The 17450-nt window shown below is 34.8% G+C and carries 16 protein-coding genes; 11 read left to right on the top strand and 5 right to left on the bottom strand.

What is annotated here, in order from left to right; genetic code table 11:
- Window positions 1-74 precede the first annotated feature (74 nt).
- From EIG86_RS09930 to EIG86_RS09900, 7 genes are all read left to right on the top strand, one after another.
- Window positions 75-617, top strand: a complete 543-nt coding sequence (locus EIG86_RS09930; RefSeq protein ID WP_127846019.1) for a 3-hydroxyanthranilate 3,4-dioxygenase — start codon at window positions 75-77, stop codon at window positions 615-617.
- 61 nt (window positions 618-678) lie between these two features.
- On the top strand, window positions 679-2232 hold the full coding sequence (gene amaB / locus EIG86_RS09925) for an L-piperidine-6-carboxylate dehydrogenase (protein WP_127846018.1): 1554 nt from the start codon (window positions 679-681) through the stop codon (window positions 2230-2232).
- Window positions 2233-2500: 268 nt separating this feature from the next.
- On the top strand, window positions 2501-3496 hold the full coding sequence (locus EIG86_RS09920; protein ID WP_127846017.1) for a beta-ketoacyl-ACP synthase III: 996 nt from the start codon (window positions 2501-2503) through the stop codon (window positions 3494-3496).
- Window positions 3497-3513: 17 nt separating this feature from the next.
- A complete protein-coding gene (accB, locus tag EIG86_RS09915) occupies window positions 3514-4020 on the top strand; it encodes an acetyl-CoA carboxylase biotin carboxyl carrier protein (RefSeq protein ID WP_127846016.1) in 507 nt (168 codons plus the stop codon).
- A gap of 53 nt (window positions 4021-4073) precedes the next feature.
- Entirely contained in the window at window positions 4074-5426 is a 1353-nt protein-coding gene (accC, locus tag EIG86_RS09910) for an acetyl-CoA carboxylase biotin carboxylase subunit (protein WP_127846015.1), read from the top strand.
- A 128-nt stretch (window positions 5427-5554) separates the two neighbouring features.
- Window positions 5555-6424 (top strand): ChaN family lipoprotein, encoded by an 870-nt coding sequence (locus tag EIG86_RS09905; protein ID WP_127846014.1) that lies wholly within the window; start codon window positions 5555-5557, stop codon window positions 6422-6424.
- 2 nt (window positions 6425-6426) lie between these two features.
- Window positions 6427-7203: an amidohydrolase gene (locus tag EIG86_RS09900; protein ID WP_127846013.1), complete on the top strand. Its 777-nt coding sequence runs from the start codon at window positions 6427-6429 to the stop codon at window positions 7201-7203.
- Here the strand turns inward: EIG86_RS09900 and EIG86_RS09895 are convergent.
- Both EIG86_RS09895 and EIG86_RS09890 read right to left on the bottom strand, forming a co-directional pair.
- Window positions 7190-8803 (bottom strand): Ig-like domain-containing protein, encoded by a 1614-nt coding sequence (locus tag EIG86_RS09895; RefSeq protein ID WP_127846012.1) that lies wholly within the window; start codon window positions 8801-8803, stop codon window positions 7190-7192. The two genes, EIG86_RS09900 and EIG86_RS09895, sit on opposite strands and share 14 nt — an antisense overlap.
- A gap of 47 nt (window positions 8804-8850) precedes the next feature.
- Window positions 8851-9531 carry a ComF family protein gene (locus tag EIG86_RS09890; RefSeq protein WP_127846011.1) on the bottom strand — a complete coding sequence of 227 codons (681 nt, stop codon included), beginning with the start codon at window positions 9529-9531 and terminating at the stop codon, window positions 8851-8853.
- Between the two features lie 141 nt (window positions 9532-9672).
- Here EIG86_RS09890 and EIG86_RS09885 point away from each other — a divergent pair, with 141 nt between their 5' ends.
- From EIG86_RS09885 to EIG86_RS09875, 3 genes are all read left to right on the top strand, one after another.
- Window positions 9673-11211, top strand: coding sequence for a glycine--tRNA ligase (locus tag EIG86_RS09885; RefSeq protein ID WP_127846010.1), 1539 nt, complete (start codon window positions 9673-9675; stop codon window positions 11209-11211).
- Between the two features lie 29 nt (window positions 11212-11240).
- Window positions 11241-11810, top strand: a complete 570-nt coding sequence (locus EIG86_RS09880; RefSeq protein WP_127846009.1) for a hypothetical protein — start codon at window positions 11241-11243, stop codon at window positions 11808-11810.
- Between the two features lie 83 nt (window positions 11811-11893).
- Window positions 11894-12535, top strand: a complete 642-nt coding sequence (locus tag EIG86_RS09875) for a 2OG-Fe(II) oxygenase (RefSeq protein ID WP_127846008.1) — start codon at window positions 11894-11896, stop codon at window positions 12533-12535.
- Between the two features lie 89 nt (window positions 12536-12624).
- Here EIG86_RS09875 and serA read toward each other — a convergent pair whose 3' ends face one another.
- Window positions 12625-13860: a phosphoglycerate dehydrogenase gene (serA, locus tag EIG86_RS09870; RefSeq protein ID WP_127846007.1), complete on the bottom strand. Its 1236-nt coding sequence runs from the start codon at window positions 13858-13860 to the stop codon at window positions 12625-12627.
- Window positions 13861-13989: 129 nt separating this feature from the next.
- A complete protein-coding gene (locus tag EIG86_RS09865) occupies window positions 13990-15771 on the bottom strand; it encodes an ABC transporter ATP-binding protein (RefSeq protein WP_127846006.1) in 1782 nt (593 codons plus the stop codon).
- 222 nt (window positions 15772-15993) lie between these two features.
- Between EIG86_RS09865 and EIG86_RS09860 the strand changes: the two genes are divergently transcribed.
- Window positions 15994-16461, top strand: a complete 468-nt coding sequence (locus tag EIG86_RS09860; RefSeq protein WP_127846005.1) for a CBS domain-containing protein — start codon at window positions 15994-15996, stop codon at window positions 16459-16461.
- Between the two features lies 1 nt (window position 16462).
- Here the strand turns inward: EIG86_RS09860 and EIG86_RS09855 are convergent, their stop codons facing one another.
- Window positions 16463-17365 carry a histone deacetylase family protein gene (locus EIG86_RS09855; RefSeq protein ID WP_127846004.1) on the bottom strand — a complete coding sequence of 301 codons (903 nt, stop codon included), beginning with the start codon at window positions 17363-17365 and terminating at the stop codon, window positions 16463-16465.
- Window positions 17366-17450: the final 85 nt, after the last annotated feature.

The following is a 17450-nucleotide window of genomic DNA, read 5'->3' as shown; positions in this document are numbered from 1 at the left end:
TCAAAAAGCTTTTACTTCAGAACCCTTTTGGGCTGAATAATATTTGTATTTTTATAACATCAAAATCAAAAATTATGGCAACCCAAAAACCTTTCAATTTAGACCAGTGGATCAAAGACAATCGCGATTTGCTGAAACCGCCAGTTGGAAATAAAAATTTATACAAAGAATCGGGCGATTATATCGTGATGATCGTTGGCGGACCAAACGCTAGAAAAGATTATCACTACAACGAAACCGAAGAACTTTTTTACCAACTCGAAGGTCAAATCCAAGTTCACATTCAGGAAAACGGTGAAAAGAAAACCATGGAACTCGGTCCAGGCGACATGTATTTGCATCCTGCTAAAGTGCCACATTCTCCAGTAAGATTCGAAAATTCCATCGGTTTGGTGATTGAACGCAAAAGAAATCATCTGGATGTCAAAGACGGTTTGCTTTGGTTTTGCGACAATTGCAATCACAAACTTCATGAAGTTTATTTCTCTCTGAATGATATTGAAAAAGATTTTCTAAAACATTTCAAAAATTTCTACAGCGACAAATCTCTCAGAACTTGCGACAATTGCGGAACTGTCATGCCAGTTGACGAGCGTTTTGTCGCTGATAATGAATAAACAATAAAAAATTGTTACTTTCGCATCTAAAATTTAATAAATCGATAAAAATTTCGAGATAATGAGTGATATTTCAAAAAAATACGGCATCGACGATGCTTTAAAAGAATTAGGAATTGAAGCCGAAAACAAAGGAACATCTGTAGGTTCAGATTTCTTTGCCAACGGTGAAATGATCGAGTCTTTTTCTCCTGTCGACGGCGCTTCTATAGGAAAAGTTCAAGCGACAACAGAAGAAGATTACGAAAAAGTAGTGACTACGGCACACAAAAGTTTCAAAGAATGGCGCACTTGGCCAGCTCCTGCTAGAGGTGAAGTTGTTCGTCAATTCAATGATGAATTGAGAAGATTGAAAGCGCCACTAGGAAAATTGGTGTCTTATGAAATGGGAAAATCTTACCAAGAAGGTTTAGGTGAAGTTCAGGAAATGATTGACATCTGCGATTTTGCCGTTGGTTTATCCAGACAACTTCATGGCTTAACCATGCACAGCGAACGTCCAGGACACAGAATGTACGAGCAATGGCATCCACTTGGTGTGGTTGGAATTATTTCTGCATTCAACTTTCCTGTTGCCGTTTGGTCTTGGAACACAGCATTAGCTTGGGTTTGTGGCGATGCTTGTATTTGGAAGGGTTCAGAAAAAACACCTTTAACATCTGTCGCTTGCCAGAAGATTGCAGCCAGAGTTTTTGAAAAAAACGATGTGCCAGCAGGAATTTCTTCACTTATCACTGGAGATTATAAAGTTGGTGAATACATGACAAACGATAAGCGCGTTCCATTAGTTTCAGCTACTGGTTCTATCAGAATGGGGAAAATTGTTGCCCAAGCTGTAGCCAAAAGATTAGGAAAATCTTTACTTGAATTAGGTGGAAATAATGCAATTATCGTTACTCCAGATGCCGATATCAAAAACACTGTCATCGGTGCGGTATTTGGTGCTGTGGGAACTTGTGGCCAAAGATGTACTTCAACCAGACGATTGATTATCCACCAATCGGTTTACGATAAAGTCAAAAATGCGATTGTAGATGCCTACAAACAAATCAGAATTGGAAATCCTTTGGATGAAAAGAATCACGTTGGTCCATTAATCGATAAAGATGCGGTAAAAAATTACCAAAAAGCTTTAGAACAAGTGGAAAAAGAAGGTGGAAAAATTCTTGTTGAAGGTGGCGTTCTAGAAGGTGAAGGTTACGAAAGCGGTTGCTACGTAAAACCAGCCATTGCAGAAGCTGAAAATCACTTCGACATTGTTCAGCATGAAACATTTGCGCCAGTTTTATATATTATGAAATATTCAGGTGAAGTGGACAATGCATTAGAATTGCAAAACGGTGTTGTTCAAGGTTTATCTTCAGCAATTATGACAAATAATCTAAGAGAAGCTGAAAAATTCTTGTCTGTAGAAGGTTCAGATTGTGGTATTGCTAATGTTAACATCGGAACTTCAGGAGCTGAAATCGGTGGCGCATTCGGTGGTGAAAAAGAAACCGGTGGCGGTAGAGAATCAGGTTCTGATGCTTGGAAAGTCTACATGAGAAGACAAACCAACACAATTAATTATACCAAAGAATTGCCACTAGCGCAAGGTATTAAGTTCGATTTATAATTTTATTGAATTCTAAATAAACAACAAAAGTTGTTGCAAATTAATCTTTGTAACAACTTTTGTTATCTAAATTTAATATACTAAAAACCAATACCTTATCTTTGAAAAGAAGAATTCAAATGTAAGTTGCGTTCAATAAGATAAATTAATAGTTAAGTAAATGTTGTGTAAGTTTTTTGCTCACGAATAAAAAACAACTTAATTTGCATAATGATTGGTTATAATTTTTAAAGATGAAAAACTTTAAAATTGAAAATAAATAAAATTTATGAGTGATGTTAAAGCAGCCATCACTGCCGTTGGTGCCTATGTTCCAGAAGATGTTCTAACTAACAAAATGTTGGAAGACATGGTAGATACTAATGACGAGTGGATTACAGCAAGAACAGGAATCAAGGAAAGAAGAATCTTGAAAAACCCAGGCAAAGGCTCCTCTTTTTTAGGTATTAAGGCTTGCGAAAATCTTTTTAGCAAAACTGACACCAAAGCTTCTGAGATAGATTTAGTGATTTTTGCAACTGCAACTCCAGATATGCCTGTAGCTTCATCAGCTGCTTATCTAGCAACAGAAATAGGTGCGGTCAACGCATTTTCATTCGATTTGCAAACAGCGTGTTCCAGCTTTTTATATGGTATGTCGGTTGCTTCTAGTTATATAGAATCTAAAAAATACAAAAATGTTCTTTTAGTTGGTGCAGATAAAATGTCTTCTATTATAGATTATGAAGACCGCTCTACATGTATTATTTTTGGTGATGGTGGTGGCGCCGTTTTGTTTCAACCCAATCAAGATGGTTATGGACTTCAAGACGAAATCTTGAAAACAGATGGTATCGGAAGGCAATTTCTGAAAATAGATGCTGGTGGCTCTATTTTACCTGCTTCGGAAGAAACCGTGAAAAACAAACAGCACTATGTATTTCAGGATGGTAAAACTGTTTTTAAGTTTGCCGTTTCAAATATGGCTGATGTAAGTGAACGAATCATGACCAAAAACAATTTGACTGCCAAAGATGTAGATTGGTTAGTCGCACATCAAGCCAATAAGCGTATCATTGACGCCACTTACAAAAGAATGAATTTAGATGAAAATAAAGTATTGATGAATATACAGCGTTATGGAAATACTACTTCTGCAACGCTGCCTTTATTATTAAGCGATTACGAAAAACAATTAAAAAAAGGGGATAATATTATATTTGCTGCATTTGGCGGAGGTTTTTCATGGGGTTCCGTGTATCTCAAATGGGCGTATAATTCATAACCACAAAACTTAGAACTATGGATTTAAAAGAAATTCAAAATTTGATCAAATTTGTCGCCAAATCTGGTGCCAGTGAGGTTAAACTTGAGATGGATGATGTTAAAATCACTATCAAAACTGGCAATGACGATGACCTAAAATCTGTGATTCAGCAAATGCCAATGGCAATGCCACAACAGCAAATGCAACAGATGCCGGTTCAACAACAGCAACAACCCGCAGAACAACAAAGTACTGCTCCACAAGGTGACGCTAAATCTGCTTCAGAGGATGATGACAGTAAGTATGTGACTGTAAAATCACCTATAATTGGTACATTTTACAGAAAACCATCTCCAGACAAAAAACCATTTGTGGAAGTTGGCAGTGAAGTGAAAGAAGGTGATATACTTTGTACAATTGAAGCTATGAAACTTTTCAATGAAATTGAAAGTGAAGTTTCAGGTAAAATTGTGAAAGCTTTAGTTGATGATTCGTCACCAGTAGAATTTGATCAGCCTCTTTTCTTGGTCGATCCTTCATAAATTCATTTTTTTAACTGACACATTTCAAGAGGTTAAATCAAAACACAAACTCTATGTTTAAAAAAATTCTCATAGCCAATCGTGGAGAAATCGCATTGCGAATTATCCGCACTTGCAAAGAAATGGGCATCAAAACTGTGGCTGTATATTCTACCGCCGACAAAGAAAGCCTTCATGTTAGATTTGCAGACGAAGCGGTTTGCATCGGTCCACCACAAAGTAGTGATTCGTATCTAAAAATACCAAATATCATTTCTGCAGCAGAAATTACAAATGCTGACGCCATTCATCCAGGATATGGTTTTTTATCTGAAAATGCAGCTTTTTCAAAAATTTGCGAAGAACACGATATCAAATTCATCGGTGCAAGTCCCGATATGATAGGTAAAATGGGAGACAAAGCCAGCGCTAAAGCTACAATGAAAGCTGCAGGCGTTCCTTGTGTTCCTGGTTCAGAAGGAATTTTGAAAGACTTTCAAGATTGTAAGAAAACCGCCAAAAAAACTGGTTATCCAGTCATGCTGAAAGCGACTGCAGGTGGTGGAGGTAAAGGAATGCGAGCAGTTTGGAAAGAAGAAGATCTTGAACACGCTTGGGAATCTGCCAGACAAGAAGCCAAAGCCGGTTTTGGAAATGATGACATGTACATGGAAAAACTCATTGAAGAGCCTCGACATATCGAAATCCAAATCGTTGGAGATCAGACCGGGAAAGCTTGTCATTTATCTGAACGCGATTGTTCTATTCAGCGTAGACACCAAAAACTTACTGAAGAAACGCCATCACCTTTTATGACGGATGAACTTCGTGAGAAAATGGGAAATGCAGCTGTAAAAGCTGCTGAATTTATTCAGTATGAAGGCGCTGGAACTATTGAATTTCTTGTAGATAAGCACAGAAATTTTTATTTTATGGAAATGAATACCAGAATTCAGGTAGAGCATCCAATTACAGACGAGGTGATTGACCATGATTTAATTCGTGAGCAAATCCTTGTTGCAGCAGGTGTGCCGATTTCTGGGAAAAATTATTACCCAAAACTTCATTCTATAGAATGTAGAATCAATGCTGAAGATCCTTTTAATAAATTTAGACCTTCTCCTGGTAAAATCGAAACCCTGCATTTGCCTGGCGGTCACGGTGTGAGAGTAGACACGCATGTTTACAGCGGCTACGTGATTCCACCTAACTACGATTCTATGATTGCAAAGTTGATTACAACTGCGAGAACCAGAGATGAAGCAATTAGTAAAATGAGACGTGCTCTAAGTGAATTTGTTGTAGAAGGAGTCAAAACGACTATACCATTTCATGCACAATTGATGGATCACCCTGATTATATTTCTGGAAATTACACTACAAAGTTTATGGAAACTTTCGTGTTGGAAGAAATAGAAGAAGACTAAGTCATATTTTTTAAAAATTATTTTAAAAACAGCCGTCAGCGGCTGTTTTTTTTTGGTAGTATTTTTTAAATCAAAAAACAAAGTATTTAATTTCATTTGAATTCTTCTTAACTTTAAAGAAAATAATCATGGTAAAAAAATTCAAACTTGGTTTAGTGTTTTTGATTTTAATTTCTTCTGCGAAATTAGTGGCGCAGCACAAAAAATCATATCAACTTTTTGACCAATCTGGAACACCGATTTCATATGAAAAAATGGTAGACAGCTTAAGTCAAACCGATGTGGTTTTATTTGGCGAATTTCATAATAATCCCATTATTCATTGGTTACAACTTGAAATTACTGAAGAATTAAAATCACAACAAGTCAATCTAACTTTGGGCGCAGAAATGTTTGAAGCCGACTCGCAACAGGTGCTGAATCTTTATTTAAACGATAGCATTTCAGAAAAAGAATTCAAAGAAAAATCCAGAGCATGGCAGAATTATAATACCGATTATAAACCATTAGTGGATTTTGCAAAAACAAATGAAATAGACTTTATTGCTACTAATGTACCACGTCCTTTTGCTTCAAAAGTATATAAAAACGGAGGTTTTAAAGCTTTAGACTCTTTGACTTCTGAAGAAAAAAAATGGGTGGCACCTTTGCCAATTCCGTTTAATATTAAGCTGGAATCTTACCAAAATATGTTGGAAATGATGAATGGACATGGTGGAGACGACATCGTCAAAGCTCAGGCTTTAAAAGATGCGACGATGGCACATTTTATACTGAAAAATTATTCGCCAAATGAAGTTTTTGTGCATTTCAATGGCAGTTATCATTCCAATATTTTTGAAGGAATTTATTGGTATTTAAAACAATACAGTCCAAAAATCAAGATTCTAACGATTGCGGCTGCAGAACAAAAAGAAGTTGAAATCCTAAATGAAGAAAATCAAAATCTAGGAAATTTCATCATAGTAGTTGATGAAAACATGACTAAAACCTACTAATTATGTCAGACACACTTAAAGTTACTTATTTTCAAACTGAATTATTTTGGGAATCGCCTCAAGATAACCGCAATAAATTTGAAAAACTAATTGAAAAGTACGGTAAAAACACCGATCTCATTGTCTTGCCAGAAATGTTTACTACAGGTTTTTCCATGAATGCAGAAGAAATTGCTGAATCTCCTCAACCGACTTTTGAATGGATGAAAAAAATTGCTAAAAATTATCAAACAGCAATAACAGGTAGCATTATGGCAAAAGTTGATCAACATTTTTTTAATCGTCTACTTTTCGTGAAACCTGATGGGAAATATGATGTTTATGATAAAAAACACTTGTTTTCACTTGCCAAAGAAGAAAGAATTTACACCTCTGGAAAAGAAAAAATAACCATAAACTACAAAGGTTGGAAAATCTGTCCTATGATTTGCTATGACTTACGTTTTCCAGCTTGGTCTAGAAATTTAGAAGATTACGATTTATTAATTTATGTTGCCAATTGGCCAGAAAAACGTGTTAGAGCTTGGGATATTTTGCTGAAAGCACGCGCTATTGAAAACATGAGTTATACTATAGGCGTCAATAGAATTGGCAAAGATGGAAAAGATTTCCCTTATGTTGGACATTCAGCAGTTTATGATTTTTTAGGTGAAAAAATCAGCCAACATCCGCCTGAAGAAGAAGCTGTGGAAACTTTAACTTTAGATTATCCTAAGTTACAAAAATCCAGAGAAAAGTTTGGGTTTTTGAAAGATCGGGATCAATTTAAAATAGAGTAATTGTCAATTGTTCATCCCAATTGGCACGTACTGTAATCGGTTTGGCTTCGTATAAAACAGGTTCTGGTTTGATGCCTTTCAGGAAATCTCCAGTGTCCCATTTTCCGTTTTTATTCTGATCGTAAATTAACCGAATAAAATAATCACCTGGCTTGATGTGTTTAAATTCAAAACTGCTTTTTTCGGTTTCATAAACAGAGGCAATCGCTTCATTTTGTTCGTTCACTAATTCTACAATCACAGGAAATTCTTCAATATTAGTGATTTTGATTATATAATTTCCAAAATCTGAATAGGCTTTGGTTTTAGGTGAAAACTTTAATGTATCGTTTTCAGTATTAAAAAAATCGATTACTGCACCTGGAAAAAATTCTAAATTGTAGGTTTGGGATTCTTCTTTTTCAAATTGAAATACCAACTGATTTTTCAAAGTATCTAAATTCACTTCAAAATCCATAAGGGTTGAATCTTTGTCCATCAATTGTATCATTTCTTTATTGAAATTTAAAATTGGTGTATTGGCTTCAACCTTGAAATTTTCAACAAAAAGATTGCGTTTTGGTTTCACTTCAGAAATCCGTAGCGAATCCTCTTCAATCATTTTTGGACGAATTTCTACGGTGTCGATTTTATCCTTATTTCTGAATGCGAAAAGTAAGCTGTCATTCTCCAAATACGGCTTGTACCAATAATGAATCGTGTCTTTATCTCTATCTTTGAAGTATTTAAATTTGAAATCCTCTGGTGCTTCAGAAAGCAATTCTATGTCGTAATCTTCCAAAAGCCCTTCGTAACCGAATTCAAAGTGAAGTCTCGAAATTTGTTTGGGACGATTAGCTTCAAAATCTAGGATTTCTTCAAACACCAAAATATCGAATAATTTGTTGGAAGGAACTTCAACAGGCTGCTCAACAAAACCAATTTTATCTTGTTTAGGATCGTATTTGTAGTTGTTGTTTTTGTCTGAAAGCGCAATCATTTTATAAGTTCCAGCTTTGATGTTTTCCACATTAAATAAAGTCGTGGAATCTCTTACAAAACCAACGTAAAACGGCTTTTCTTTATAAACTATAGAATCTGTATAAGTTGAATCCATTTTGTATAGCAATACGGACATATTTTCGTCAGGTTGACGGTTGTAAGCATCAAAAATATTGCCTTCAACATTCAAGGAATCTACGTAATCACCAGTGGAAAAAACGTATTTGAAATAAGGCAGTTGGTTGCCCTCGGTATTGTCTTCTATACTTTTGCCAAAATTTATTGTGTAAGTTGTATTATCGGCCAAAGAATCTATAGGAATTTTAATATTTATGTTTTTACTTGGCAAACCCATAGGGGAAATTTCCGGTCGAGGTTCTATTGGAGGAGAAAAGAAAATTTGTTGTTGTGCATCCTGCAATTTAATGAATTCATTGAAATTTATGGTAATTTCTTCTTGCTCAAAATTTATGCTGTAATTTTCTGGGTCAGAATTAACAAATTTTGGCGGTTCTAAATCTTTGGGACCGCCGTCTGGTCTGCCACGTTTCGCGCAAGCAAATACCGAACTAACCAAAATTGTATACAAGAACAGTCTTAATAAAAATCCAGATTTCATTTTAAATCGTGTTTTGAATGCAAAGAAACAATAAAATAAATAACCTGTCACTTGCTTATTGCCATGGTTGCAATATTCAGTTTAATATTTTTAGCGGAATTTAAAGCCATCCAGCAAGCTTCTAAAGTAGAACCAGTAGTTGCTAAATCATCAACTAACAAGATATGTTTATGATTAAGGCTTTCAATATTTTTGGAATAGAAATTTCCTTGTACCACATCTGTTCTTGCAAATCTACTTTTGAAAACTTGTGTTTTGGTTGTAGATTTTCTGAGTAAAACTTTGTCTTCGTATTTTGCAGAAAGTTTTGCAGCAATGGCTTTACCAAAACCTTCCACTTGATTGAAACCGCGTGTACGAAGTCGCCTTTTATGCAAAGGGACAGGAATTACAATATCTATTTGATTTTGCCAACCTGCCTGAAAGAGTATTTCTCCAATCCATTGGCCAAGAAAAGCACTTATAGCACGATTTTTTCTGTACTTCAAATCATGGATCAGCTGTTGAACATTGTTTTTCTTTTCAAAATAAAACAAACTTGCTGCTTGATGAAGCCTGACACGCCCGTATAAAATTTTATGCAATTCGTGATCACCGTCAAAATAATTTTGACAAAGCGGTAATTCGTTTCTACAAAATGTGCAAATTACGTCTTCAAACTTCATCAAATTTTCGTCACAACATGCACAAAGTCTAGGAAACAAGAGATTTTTGAAATCCTGGATCATGTTTTCTAAAGATTGGTTATTGTAAATTTAAAAAATATTTTCTTTCAAACGACCATTATTTGAAATAATATTTAGAGGTAAGTGTCTTAATAATTTTTAAACTAATGAAGCTTATAAACATGGTTTTTTTATTTTTGCTGAATGGCAAAAGAACAAGACAAATTCAAACAAGTAATAGCCCACGCAAAAGAGTACGGGTATATTTTTTCTTCCAGTGAAATTTATGACGGTCTGAGTGCCGTTTATGATTACGGTCAGAATGGTGTAGAACTGAAAAATAACATCAAAAACTATTGGTGGCGGAGCATGGTGCAAATGCACGAAGAAATTGTTGGTCTAGACGCCGCAATTTTGATGCATCCAAAAACTTGGAAAGCATCTGGACATGTGGATGCATTCAACGATCCAATGATAGATAATAAGGATTCTAAAAAACGATATCGCGCCGATGTTTTGGTTGAAGATTATGTTGAAAAAATAGAGCAAAAAGCACAAAAAGAAATTGCTAAAGCAAAAAAACGCTTTGGAGATAAATTTGATGAAGCTGAATTTGTTAGCACTCATCCTCGTGTGGTGAAATACAGAGCTCAGTCTAAAGAAATCTTGGGACGCCTAGCAAAATCTCTTACAGAAGAAGATTTAGACGATGTCAAAGCTTTAATTGAAGAGTTAGAAATTGCATGTCCAGTAAGTGGATCCAGAGACTGGACAAATGTAAAGCAATTCAACTTAATGTTTGGAACTAAGCTTGGCGCTTCTGCAGATTCTGCTTCAGATTTATACCTAAGGCCTGAAACCGCACAAGGTATTTTTGTGAATTTTGCTAATGTTCAAAAAACTGGTCGGATGAAAATTCCATTTGGCATCGCCCAAATTGGAAAAGCTTTCAGAAATGAAATCGTAGCTCGACAGTTTATTTTCCGCCAACGCGAATTCGAGCAAATGGAAATGCAATATTTTGTTAGACCAGGAGACGAACTAAAATGGTTTGAACACTGGAAAGAAGTGCGAACAAAATGGCATCAATCATTAGGCTTGGGCGAAGAAAATTATCGTTTTCACGATCACGAAAAAATGGCGCATTATGCCAATGCTGCCACAGATATTGAGTTCAATTTTCCTTTTGGTTTCAAGGAATTAGAAGGCATACATTCCAGAACAGATTTTGACTTGAAAGCACATGAAAACTTATCGGGCAAAAAACTTCAGTTTTATGATCCTGAAATGGAAAAAAGCTACGTACCTTACGTTATAGAAACTTCTATTGGTTTGGATAGAATGTTCCTGGCTGTCTTTTCTAGCGCCTTGAAAGAAGAAACTTTGGAAGACGGCAGCTCTAGAACAGTTTTGAAAATTCCATCGATTCTAGCGCCAGTTAAAGCCGCTATTTTCCCATTGTTGAAAAGAGACGGTTTACCAGAAATCGCTCAAGAAATTATGGATGACTTGAAATGGGATTTCAATGTTATTTATGATGAAAAAGACGCTGTCGGTAGACGATACCGTAGACAAGACGCAGCTGGAACTCCATTTTGTATTACAGTAGACCACGATACTAAAGAAGACCATAGTGTAACTATAAGACGTCGAGATACGATGGAGCAAAAACGTGTGAAAATCACTGAATTGAAATCAATTATTCAAAAAGAAATTGATTTTAGACATTGGCTGGACATTTGATTTTTTAATCGTATTTTTTAATTAATATCATGAGTTTTTTAGAAACTATGCACAATTACGCTTTAAATTTTATACAAAAACTATTCTTTTCAGGCCTGTTAATATTTACTATTTTAGCCTGCAAAAGCGATTCTTCTGAAAATTATAACCAAGAAAATACTGGTCAGAGTGAACAATCAAAGAATCTGGAAGAAACATTGCAAACTGATACAATTTCTGTCACTTCTTTAAGCAAAGCCTCTGAAGAAGTGACACGAGAATGGATGAGTTACATTGCCCTAAATTCTGAAATAGAACGTATGGACAATTACAGTTTACAAGATTTGGTTAATAATTCTGAAACGATTCTGAAAGTTACTGACTCTTTGCAACAAACCGTACCAAAAAAAATAAACACTAATGCGTTGCAAGCCAGAATTAGAACACTTTATACGCATGCCAGATTATTGGAAGAAAATGCAAAGCGCAATAAACCAAATCCTGATCAACTTAAAGAATTGGGCACCAAATTAAAACTTGATTTTAATAATTTCAACATTCAAATTAACGAGGTTTTTATTCAACAAGAAGATTCTATTCAAACAAGAAATCGATTATAATTTGAATTTCAAAATTTGTTTTAATCGAGAATAAGTAAATCTTTTTTGGTGTAATTTTGCAGCACAATTATTTGAAATAATTAATGAGCGCAAACTTATTAACCGATGCTATTCCTACTACGGAAAACCCATTATACGAGCAGATTATCAGTGATTTGGTATCTCAAAAATTCAGTATAGTTGACCACTTTTTCCCTTCAAGTTTGATTTTAGAATTAAGAGAAAAACTGAATTTTAAATATCAAAATGAGGATTTGAAAAAAGCGGCAATTGGTAACCGGGTCAACGAAGCAATCATAGAAGAGATTCGCGGTGATTTTATACGCTGGATTGATGAAAAAAATGCTGATGATACTGAGATTAAATTCTTCCAATATATTAATCAATTTATAGAATACCTGAATCGAACTTGTTTCTTAGGAATTTTACATAGAGAATTTCATTACGCTGTGTACCCTAAAGGCAAATTTTATAAAAAACATCTGGATACTTTTCAAAATGATGATCGTAGAAAATTATCTATGGTCTGTTACCTCAACGACGATAATTGGTCATTGAAAAATGGTGGTGAATTGGTGATTTACCCAAAAGATAATGCTGAAATTGTCATCAATCCTATTCCAGGTCGTTTGGTGATTTTTGAAAGTCAAATTTTGGAACACGAAGTGAAACCAGTAATATTTGGAGACCGCTTGAGTATTACTGGTTGGCTGAAAACTAGATAAAATTTTGTGACTACATTTTCAGAATAAACATTTATGTTTTCATCTAAAAACCAAATCTATATGAACCTGATTTCAAAAATATATATGAATCAATACAAAATTCTAGCTTTTATAGTGTGTTGTATACTTTTCAATTCCTTTAAAGCATCTAATGAGTCATTTTTGGAAATATCCAACACTACATATCCTACTTCAAAATTTGTGCTTAAATATTGACCTAAAATATTGACGTTTAATTTTGAGATTTTAGAATTAATCTCGGAAAGTACACCTGAAACGTTTTTATGAATATGTAAAATTCTATGCGTTTCTTCCATCTTAGGCAAGGATAATTCTGGTATAGAATGGCTACCAATGCTGGCACCATTTTCAATATATTTTATCAATTTTGCAGAAACATCCAAACCTATATTCCATTGGGCTTCTTCCGTAGAACCACCAATATGTGGCGTTAAAATTACATTAGAAAGATTTTGTAATGGTGAAGTGAATTTTTCAGCTTTGCTTTTAGGTTCTTCAGGAAAAACATCCAATGCTGCACCACTAATTCTTTTTTCCTCTAAAGTTCGTTTTAAATTGTCAATATCGATGACATCTCCACGACTCATATTGATCAGTATTTGTTCATTTTGAAACCAACCCAAGACTTCTTTATCAAATAAATTTTTAGTTTGTTTTGTGCCAGGAACATGAATTGAAATGATGTCACAACTTTCTATCAAAGCCTTGAGACTGCTTACTTCTTCAGCATTTCCAAGTGGAAGTTTGTTTTCTGTGTCATAATAAAAAACACGCAAGCCAATAGCTTCTGCTAATATGGAAACCTGAGAGCCAATATGTCCATAACCTACTATTCCCAAGCGTTTGCCACGAATTTCATGAGCATTTGTAGAATCTTTCTCCCATTCACCGGCGTGAGCTGCTTTGTTCTTGTCAGGAATTTTTCTTATCAACATTATTGCAGAAGCTATAACCAATTCTGCCACAGATCTTGTGTTACTGAATGGCGCATTAAACACACAAACACCAGCTTTATTCGCTGCTTCAAGATCTACTTGATTTGTGCCAATACAAAAACAACCAATTGCCACTAGCTTTTTTGCTTTATCAATAACTTCTTTTGTCAGTTGAGTTTTAGATCTTATACAAACTACTTTTGCATCCTTCAAAACGCGTTCTAGCTTTTCTCCAGAAAGCGCACCAGAATATTCTTCGATTTGCGTATAACCTGCATCCTTAAAAGCATTTATAGCTGATTGGCTGATGCTTTCTAAAAGAACGATTTTCATTTTATCTTTTGGAAATGAAGTAGTTGATGTTGTCATAAAGTTTAGGTTAAAATTTAATCTACTAAATTATTAAATCAAAACGAGGCATTATCCATATCTTTTCACTTTTAACTGAAAATATTTTGAACACTTCACTATTCAATAAAATTTGATGCTTAAATTATCCTAACCCATTTCCATCTGAAGTTGAATTAGCTTTTGATATAAGCCACCTTCTTTTTGAACCAAATCCTGATGCGTTCCGGTTTCTAAAATTTCACCATGTTCTAAAACTAAAATTTGATCTGCATTTTTAATTGTAGATAAGCGATGTGCTATGACAAATGAAGTGCGGTTTTTCATAAGTTTATCCAAAGCATCTTGCACCAGTTTTTCAGATTCAGAATCCAAAGAACTCGTGGCTTCATCTAATATTAAAATTACAGGATTTTTGAGTACAGCTCTGGCAATAGCAACGCGTTGTCTTTGCCCGCCTGAAAGTTGAACACCACGCTCACCAACCATTGTATCGTAAGCTTCGGGAAAAGACATAATGAAATCGTGTGCGTTGGCTTTTTTTGCGGCTTCAAAAATTTCATCTTCCGAAGCATCTGGATTTCCGTAAGCTATATTTTCTTTAATTGTTCCACCAAAAAGCAAAATATCTTGCGGAACGATTGCCATCTGATTTCTCAATTCATGCAAACTAAATTCTGAAGCCGGTATGCCATCAAACTTTATTTGGCCTTTTTGCGGATCGTAAAATCTTAGAATTAAAGCAGCCATGGTAGACTTTCCAGCACCACTTGGACCAACAATAGCTAAGGTTTCGCCTTGATTGGCTTTCAGACTGATTTGTTTCAAAACTTTCGATTCTGGTCGAGATGGATAGGAGAATTCTAGGTTTTTAAACTCAAGGTTTCCTTGAAGTTGATTTTGATTGCTTTTGGTTTGTACATCTTCGGGCGTTTCATCGATCAAATCGAAAACACGTTCGGTGGCACCAATTGCTTTTTGAATTTGCGCATATTGAATCGGTAAACCACCAATGGAAGCCCCTACAAAAATGGTGTACAAAATGAATGTAATTAATTCTGCTTGAGTAAGTTCACCAACATTTTGCAACTTAACGGCGTACCAAACCAAAAGCACGATAGCTCCAAAAATGCAAAAAATGATAAAAGATGAAAACGCACCACGAGCCAAACCGCCTTTAATAGCGATTTTTTTAATTTTTTCAACAGCAGAATTATACCTCAGTATTTCAAAAATTTCGTTAGTAAAAGCTTTCACATTAGCAATTCCTTGTAAGCTTTCTCCGACAATCGTATTGGATTCTGCCACTTGGTCTTGCGCTTGTTTGGATAATTTTTTGATGTATCTCCCAAAAAATACAGCCACAATCGCAAAAACTGGAATGGTAGCAATCATCAACAAAGATAATTTCACTGAAGTAAAAAATAAGGCGGTAATGCCACCAAAAACGATTATAATTTGTCTTAAAAATTCTGCAATTCCAGTGGTAAATGTATCTTGGATTTGCGTAATATCTGCTGCAACTCTACTGTTCAATTCATTAACACGCCGAGATGAAAAAAACTGCATCGGCATTTTAATCAAGTTGTTGTAAGTATCATTTCTAATGGCTTCCAGCATATTTTCTGTTACATTAACAAAAAGTACAACTCTGAAAAAAGAAAAAATGGCTTGGGCGGTAAACAATGCCAAAAGCAACAATCCCATTCTGTTGATATCTTCTGTAGAAAAATCTGCAGTTTGAATCAAATCGCCCATGAGTTTTGGAAATAACAAGGCTGTAACACCAGTTAAACCAAGAAAAAACATACCTAAAATTAATTTCCACTTGTGTGGACCAATGTATTTAAATAGTCTCAGGGACTTTTTAAGGTTGCTTTTGGTAAGCTTTGTTTTAGGTAAATCTGAATCATTTTTTTTTCGCTTGGCCATGCTTAGAGTAAAATTTTGTGCAAATTTAATTGTTCATACTTCTGAATCCTGAAAACTAAGCTTAAAAGTGTGACAAATTCTTATAATGTTATATTTCACTTGAAATAAAATTTCATGACTTTATAAACTATTCGTTTTTAAAATATGATAAATGTAATTTCATTAACAAAATGTTGATTTATGTTGAATATTTTTATTACTTTAATGTCAAATTAAAACATTATGGGTATTAAAAGTTTTCAAGGCAAGCATGTTGGTGAAGCAAACGTAAAAGCAGAGAAAATAACGGTCAGAGATTGTATGTCAAAAAATATGATTTTATTCACCGAAGATCAAAATATCTTGGAAGTTGTGGATGCACTCATTAAATATCGTGTTTCTGGTGGGCCAGTGGTTAACAGGCAAAAACAAGTCATCGGTATTATTTCTGAAGGCGATTGCATTAAACATATCTCAGAAAGTCGATATTATAACATGCCAATGGAAGATACAAGCGTCTCTAAATACATGTCGAAAAATGTTGAAGTAATTTCTCCTGATGTCAATTTATTTGATGCTGCCAATTCGTTTTTGAGTTCAAAACGCCGCCGATTTCCAGTAGTTGAAGATGGAATTATTATTGGTATTGTGAGTCAAAAAGATGTTTTAAGAACAGCTTTAATGCTGAAGGGTGTAAGTTGGAAACGCTAATTCAGAAAAACATATATTGTGCAACTCTATAAGTATTGGCATGAGCATCTATAATGGTTTTGATGTCTTTTGAATAACCGCCTCCCATGCTTACTTCTACAGGAATTTGATGTTTCTGGCATGTTTCAAATACAAACTCATCTCTTTGTTTGCAGCCTTTTACCGTGCATGCTAATTTTCCTAATTTATCCGTTTCTAAAATGTCTACACCAGATAAGTAGAAAATAAAATCTGGTTTCACTTTATCAATTAGTTTCGGTAAATTTTGTTCCAATTCAGAAAGAAATTCATCGTCTTTACAAGAATCTGGAAGTGGAATGTCCAAATCTGAAATTTCCTTTTTGAATGGGTAATTACTTTTGCCATGCATAGAAAATGTAAACACACGATCATCGTTTTGAAAAATTTCGGCCGTACCATTGCCCTGATGAACATCTAAATCTACAATTAGAATTTTGTTGAATCCTCTTTTGGACAACACATAATGTGCACCAATCGCTTGGTCATTAAGCATGCAAAAAGCTTCGCCTCGATTGGAGTAGGCGTGATGTGTTCCGCCTGCAATATTCATAGCAATGCCATATTCTAAAGCAAAATCGCAGGCTTTCAAAGTGCCATCGGCAATAATTCGTTCCCGTTCCACCAATTCCTCGGAAAGTGGAAAGCCTATTTTTCTGGCAACCCTTGGTTCAATTTTTAAATTGTAAAGTGCTTCAACGTAAGATTTGTCATGCGCTTTCAGAATAAATTCATCTTCAGGAATTTGTGGCTGGAAAAAATTATCTTCCACACAAGTACCTTCGTATAACAATTGTTTTGGAAGTAAGTCATATTTTTCCATCGGAAAACGATGTCCTTCTGGCAAAGGATGTTTGTAGATGGGATGAAAAGCGATTTTGAGCATAAAAAGCAAATTAGCTTGTCAAAGAAAACATTTTTGAGAAAAAATAAGTTTTCAATACATTCTAAATAAATGTGAAAATTGCATT

This window comes from Psychroflexus aestuariivivens (genome assembly GCF_004010055.1).
Lineage (GTDB): Bacteria > Bacteroidota > Bacteroidia > Flavobacteriales > Flavobacteriaceae > Psychroflexus > Psychroflexus aestuariivivens.
Note: the sequence above shows the minus strand (reverse complement) of the source record. Positions and strands in the feature narration are given on the sequence as shown.